Consider the following 5,892-nt stretch of genomic DNA (forward strand, 5'->3'; position numbering starts at 1 on the left):
GGTGGAAACGGACCCCGCTGGCACCGGCAACGGCAAGATCTGGCAATTCACGCCCGAGACGCTCGCCAACATCCGCACGCTCTATGCCGATGTGGAAGAGGTCCCGGTGGCGCCGGAATTCGCCGCTTTCGCCAGCAACGACCCGTTCTTCGCCACGCGTGGCCTGGCGCGCGAGATCAGCCCCCGCCTGCTCACCCGCGCCGGACCGATGGAGCGCTGGCAATGGTGGATGCTCGGCCTCGCAGTGCTGGCCGGCATTGCCTTCGGCTTCATCGCCAATGCGGTCATTTCCTTTTTTGCGCCCAGTCAGAATCGTTCGCAGCGGTCGGGTTTCTTACGCGTAGTCGAATGGGCGGTGCGCGCGATCTTCCTAGGTCTTTTCCTTTTGGTGGCATTGCGCCCGCTCGGCCTGCCGCAAGTGGTCGCAGCACCAGTGAAGGCAGTGGCCTGGAGCCTGATCGTGATCGGCTTCGTTCCGGTGGTCTGGCATCTGATCGGCAGGATCGCCGATCGTTACCGCAATATGTGGCAGGTGCCCGGCTATCACGACACGCTGATCTCGCTGTCCACCGGCGTGGCCCGCGTGGCCGTGCTGGTCGTCGCCTTCCTGCTGTTGGCCGAAGTGCTTGCCATCCCCTATGAAGGCGTCATCGCCGGCCTCGGCATCGGCGGCCTCGCCGTGGCGCTGGCGGCGCAGCCGACGCTGCAGAATTTCCTCTCCGGCCTCACGCTCTACGCTGACCGGCCGGTCAGCGTCGGCGACTTCTGCAAGTTCGGCGGACAGTCGGGCACCATCGAGCATATCGGCATGCGCTCGACCCGCATAAGATCGCCCGACCGCACAATCATCTCGGTGCCCAATTCGGACTTCGCCGGCATGCAGATCGAAAATTACGCGCATCGCGACCGCACCCGTTTCGCGACGACGCTGCAACTGCGCTACGAGACCACGCCCGATCAGTTGCGCTATACTTTGGCCGAGCTGCGCAAGCTGCTGATCGCGCATCCGCGCGTCATCGACGATCCGTGTCACGTGCGCTTTGTCGGCTTCGGCCCCTATTCGCTCGACATCGAGGTGTCGACCTATGTCATGACGGCGGACGGGTCCGAGTTCCTCGCCATACGCGAGGACATCCTTTTGTCCATCATCAACATCATGGACGATGCCGGCACGCAGTTCGCCTTCCCCTCGCAGTTGGAGTACACCGCCGCCGATCTGCCGGCCGATGAAGAAAAACGCATCGCGGCCGAAAAACGGGTCAGCGACTGGCGCGAGGCGGAAAACCTGCCTTTCCCCGACTTCAGCCAGATCGAGAAGCTCGCCCTCAACAACACCCACGCCTATCCGCCGCAGGGCTCGGCGCATTTTCGCGAGACGAAGCCCGCCCCGACATCGACTGCGGCCGGGGCCACGCCGGAAAAGCTGCGCTGGAGCCTGCCGTGGCGCAAAGGGACGGCATAGCGGACCGTCCGCTCCGCACGACGCCAAATCCGCGACATCAATTATCTGCACAATATTTAGGCAACCTGCCAGTCGGGCGGCATGGGTCGCGAAGGCGCCCCTTATCCAATCCTACAGGGGAAGCCGATTCGCGCCGATTTCGATGGTTTGGCATGTCTGTTGCTTTGCCCTGGCGACCAATTGGTTTTGTCCAGTCAAAGGGGAAAATAATGAACCGTCGCAATGTGTGCATGCTGGCCTTGGCCGCCGTGGTCGGGATGGCCATGGCCCCGTCTTCGCGGGCGCGGGCTGACGTCTTGAGCGACATCGGCGCGCGGGGCACCATCCGCATCGCCGTTCCACAGGATTTCCCGCCCTTCGGCAGTGTTGGCGCCGACATGACGCCGCAAGGCTACGATATCGACATCGCCAATCTGATTGGCGAAAAGCTCGGCGCCAAGGTCGAGATCGTCCCGGTCACCAGCGCCAACCGCATTCCCTATCTTCAGACCAACAAGGTCGACCTGGTCATCTCCAGCCTCGGCAAGAATCCCGATCGCGAGAAGGTCATCGACTTCTCCGAGGCCTACGCCCCCTTCTACAACGGCGTGTTCGCTCCGGCGGATGTCGCGATCGCAAAGGCGGAAGACCTCGCCGGCAAGACCATTGGCGTCACCCGCGGCGCGATCGAAGACCTCGAACTGACCAAGGTCGCCCCCGCGAGCGTTGAGATCAAGCGCTACGAGGACAATAACGGCACGATTTCAGCCTTCCTTTCCGGCCAGGTCGAGGTGATCGCGACCGGGAATGTCGTCGCCGCCGCCATTATCGAAAAGAACCCGCCCAAGCGGCCCGAGCTCAAATTCCTGATCAAGAACTCGCCTTGCTACATCGGCATGAACAAGGAGCAGCCGGCGTTGATGGCCAAGGTCAACGGGATCATCGCCGCCGCCAGGTCCGACGGCGCCCTCAACGCGATTTCGCAAAAATGGCTGAAGGTGGACCTGCCGGCTGACCTGTGATCGCCGCCCGCCGCGTGTGGTTTAGGTCAGACAGCAAGCCATGACCTATCAGTTTGATTTCGGCTGGCTGATCGAGTCTCTGCCAGTGCTGCTCAAGGGCATCCGGATTACCGTGCAGCTCATCCTGATCGGCGCGGTGTTCGGCGTGGCATTGGGCATTGCCTGCGCCTGGGTGCGCGCCCTCGGGCCGAAATGGCTGAAACCCGTCGTCGCGACCTATGTCGAGCTGATCCGCAACACGCCCTTTCTGATCCAGCTGTTCTTCATCTTCTTCGGCCTGCCATCACTTGGCATCAGGATGTCGGAACTCAGCGCGGCCAACCTCGCCATGATCGTCAACCTCGGCGCCTACAGCTGCGAGATCATCCGCGCCGGCATCCAGGCCACGCCACGCGGCCAGTTCGAGGCCGGCGCCAGCCTCGCCATGACCCCGTTCCAGACCTTCTGGCACGTGGTTCTGGTCCCGGCGCTGCAGCGCATCTGGCCTGCGCTGTCGTCGCAGATCGTCATCGTCATGCTTGGTTCGGCCGTCGTTTCGCAGATTGCCGCCGAGGACCTGACCTTTGCCGCCAACTTTATCCAGTCGCGCAATTTCAGGGCCTTCGAAACCTACATCGTCTCCACCTTGATCTACCTGGCCCTCGCGATCCTGCTGCGCCAGATGCTGGCTGGCCTGGGCTGGATGCTGTTCCCGAGGAAGGCGTCGCGATGAGACATGCGCCATGACCGAGTTCAGCTTCTGGGACATCCTGCGCAACCTGCTTTTGGCCGCCCGCTGGACCGTTGTCCTCTCGCTGGTCTCCTTCATCGGTGGCGGCATCGTCGGCGCGGCCCTGCTTTTCCTGCGCATCGGCGGCCGGCGTTGGGCGCGGCTTCTGTCACGCGGTTACATCCAGCTGTTCCAGGGCACGCCGCTCCTGATGCAGCTCTTTCTCGCTTTCTTCGGGCTTGGCCTGTTCGGCATCGACGTTCCCGCCTGGCTTGCCGCTTGTGTCGCGCTCATCCTATGGACCGCCGCCTTCCTCGCCGAGATCTGGCGCGGCTGCGTCGAGAGCATCGCCAAGGGCCAGTGGGAGGCGTCCGCCAGCCTCGGCATGGGTTATCTCCAGCAGATGCGCTACGTCATCCTGCCGCAGGCGCTGAAAGTGGCGGTGCCACCGACGGTCGGCTTCTCGGTGCAGGTGGTGAAGGGCACCGCGCTCACCTCGATCATCGGCTTCGTCGAGTTGTCGAAGGCCGGTTCGATCGTCACCAACGCAACGTTCCAGCCGTTCACCGTCTATGGCCTGGTTGCGCTCATCTACTTTGCTTTGTGCTGGCCGCTGTCGAAATCCAGCCAGCTCCTGGAAAGGAAGCTCAATGTCGCTCATCGCAATCACTGAGGTGAAGAAGCGCTTCGGCGACAACGAGGTGCTGAAGGGGATCTCCATCGACGTCGCGCCGGGCGAGGTCGTCGCCATCATCGGCAAGAGCGGTTCGGGCAAGTCGACGCTGCTGCGCTGCATCAACGGGCTGGAGACCATCGATGAAGGCTCGATCGTCGTCGCCGGCGCCCAGTTCCTGCCCGACGAGGTTCATCTCAAGGCGCTGCGCCTGAAGGTCGGCATGATTTTTCAGCAATTCAACCTGTTCCCGCATCTCACGGCCGGCGGCAATGTCATGCTGTCGCAGATGGTGGTGAAGAAGACGCCGAAAAAGGACGCCGAAGCGGTCGCGCGAAAAATGCTCGACCGCGTCGGTCTCGCCCACAAGTTCGACGCATTGCCGGACGAATTGTCCGGCGGTCAGCAGCAGCGCGTGGCGATCGCCCGGGCGCTCGCCATGCAGCCCATCGCGCTGCTATGCGACGAGATCACCTCGGCGCTCGACCCCGAACTCGTTGCCGAAGTGCTGGCCGTCGTCAAGGAATTGGCTGCGGAAGGCATGACGCTGGTGATGGTCACCCATGAGATGCGCTTCGCCCGCGACGTCTGCTCGCGCGTCGTCTTCATGCATCAGGGCCGCGTCCACGAGATCGGCGCCCCCGAGGACGTCTTCGCCAATCCGAGGACGCCGGAGCTCAGGCAATTTCTGGGCGTGCAATAAGGTGTATTGATATTCAGGTGATGCCGGCCTGCAAACGGCGGCTTCCTGCGCTTCCGGTACTCACGTACCCGAAAGTACGCTCCGTTCCGGTTCTCGGAATCCACCATTTTCGGCGCGGCCTGACCTGAATCTCAACACACCTTACGCCGACGTGCGTCCACTTGGACGCACCAAGTATACGCTGGCAAAGATCAACTCTTGTTGGCGGCCATCACCAGCACCGGCTTCTCGCTATAGAGATCCGGGAAGAGCGTCTTCAAGTTCTCGACCTTGGGCAGGTCGTTGTAGACGATGTAGGGATAGGTCGGGTTCAGCGTCAAAAAGTCCTGGTGATAGTCCTCGGCCGGGTAGAAGGGTTTCCCGGTCTCCAACGTGGTCACGATCGGCTCTGGAAACACCTTGGCCTTGTCGAGCTGGGCGATGTAGCTCTCGGCGATCTTCTTCTGGGCATCGCTTTCGGCAAAGATCGTCGAACGGTATTGGGGGCCGCGGTCCGGACCCTGGTAGTTCAGCTGCGTCGGGTTGTGCGCGACCGAGAAATACACCTGCAGCAGCTGGCCATAGGTCACCTCTGTCGGCTCGTAAGTGATCTCGACGGCTTCGGCGTGGCCTGTGCGGCCGGTGCCGACCGTCTCGTAGACGGCGGTGCCCTCGGTCCCGCCGGCATAGCCGGAGACGGCGCTGGTCACGCCATTGACGTGCTGGAACACGCCTTGCACGCCCCAGAAGCAGCCGCCGGCGAAGACCGCCTTCTCGGTGCCGCCGGCGGGTTTCTCGTCCATCGCCGGCGGCGGGATCACCACCGCCGCCTCGGCCGAGATCGCCGGCGTCTGCCACAAGGCGGCGCCGGCCGAGGCGAACATCAGTGCCGCAAGCGCACTCCTGGCGAAGCGCGTCGACCGTCTCGCAAATGGTTCTCGAATACCGGTCATGTCTGATCTCCCATGATGGTGTTGTGACTATAGAACATTTGGGTCCGCCGGCGTCTCACATTGCCGTGCATATTGGCGCCGGCGCAGGGGTTGCCCACGCCGGGCCGCCAGGCCGAGGCAGACAAGACCTACTTGGCCATGCCCATAGCGTCGCAGGCCTTCGTTGCCTCGTCCTTCTTCATCGCGTCGGTTTCCATGGCTGCCTTGTCCATGCAGTCCTTCATCTTTTCGGCGGCCATCGGATCGGCCGGCTTCATGGCGTCCGTGGCCATCGGGTCGGCGGGTTTCATCGCATCCTCGGCGCGGGCGATGCCGCCGGCGAAAAGCGCCGTCGAGCAAAGCGCGAAGGCAAGCACCGGCAGCGTCAGGCGGGTGAAGTCGGTCATGGTGGTCTCCTCTGGGTTGGTGGCTC

The 5,892-nt window shown here is 62.9% G+C and carries 7 protein-coding genes; 5 read left to right on the top strand and 2 right to left on the bottom strand.

Annotation, left to right across the window (positions count from 1 at the left end; genetic code table 11):
- The 5 genes from EOB36_RS32760 to EOB36_RS32780 form a co-directional block, all read left to right on the top strand.
- A partial coding sequence (locus EOB36_RS32760; RefSeq protein ID WP_164897693.1) for a mechanosensitive ion channel family protein occupies nt 1-1,462 on the top strand: 1,462 nt, incomplete at its 5' end.
- A gap of 230 nt (nt 1,463-1,692) precedes the next feature.
- On the top strand, nt 1,693-2,463 hold the full coding sequence (locus EOB36_RS32765) for a transporter substrate-binding domain-containing protein (protein WP_128286520.1): 771 nt from the start codon (nt 1,693-1,695) through the stop codon (nt 2,461-2,463).
- A 40-nt stretch (nt 2,464-2,503) separates the two neighbouring features.
- Nucleotides 2,504-3,175: an amino acid ABC transporter permease gene (locus EOB36_RS32770; RefSeq protein WP_128286517.1), complete on the top strand. Its 672-nt coding sequence runs from the start codon at nt 2,504-2,506 to the stop codon at nt 3,173-3,175.
- A 10-nt stretch (nt 3,176-3,185) separates the two neighbouring features.
- Complete coding sequence (locus EOB36_RS32775; RefSeq protein ID WP_126104181.1) at nt 3,186-3,845, top strand: amino acid ABC transporter permease; 660 nt, start codon at nt 3,186-3,188, stop codon at nt 3,843-3,845.
- Entirely contained in the window at nt 3,823-4,548 is a 726-nt protein-coding gene (locus tag EOB36_RS32780) for an amino acid ABC transporter ATP-binding protein (RefSeq protein ID WP_095495884.1), read from the top strand. Before EOB36_RS32775 ends, EOB36_RS32780 begins: the two co-directional genes overlap by 23 nt.
- 191 nt (nt 4,549-4,739) lie before the next feature.
- Here EOB36_RS32780 and msrA read toward each other — a convergent pair whose 3' ends face one another.
- Nucleotides 4,740-5,480, bottom strand: coding sequence for a peptide-methionine (S)-S-oxide reductase MsrA (msrA, locus tag EOB36_RS32785; RefSeq protein ID WP_128286518.1), 741 nt, complete (start codon nt 5,478-5,480; stop codon nt 4,740-4,742).
- A gap of 128 nt (nt 5,481-5,608) precedes the next feature.
- Entirely contained in the window at nt 5,609-5,866 is a 258-nt protein-coding gene (locus EOB36_RS32790; RefSeq protein WP_128286519.1) for a hypothetical protein, read from the bottom strand.
- Nucleotides 5,867-5,892 lie beyond the last annotated feature (26 nt).

It is taken from the genome of Mesorhizobium sp. M6A.T.Cr.TU.017.01.1.1, assembly GCF_004023115.1.
Classification (GTDB): domain Bacteria; phylum Pseudomonadota; class Alphaproteobacteria; order Rhizobiales; family Rhizobiaceae; genus Mesorhizobium; species Mesorhizobium mediterraneum.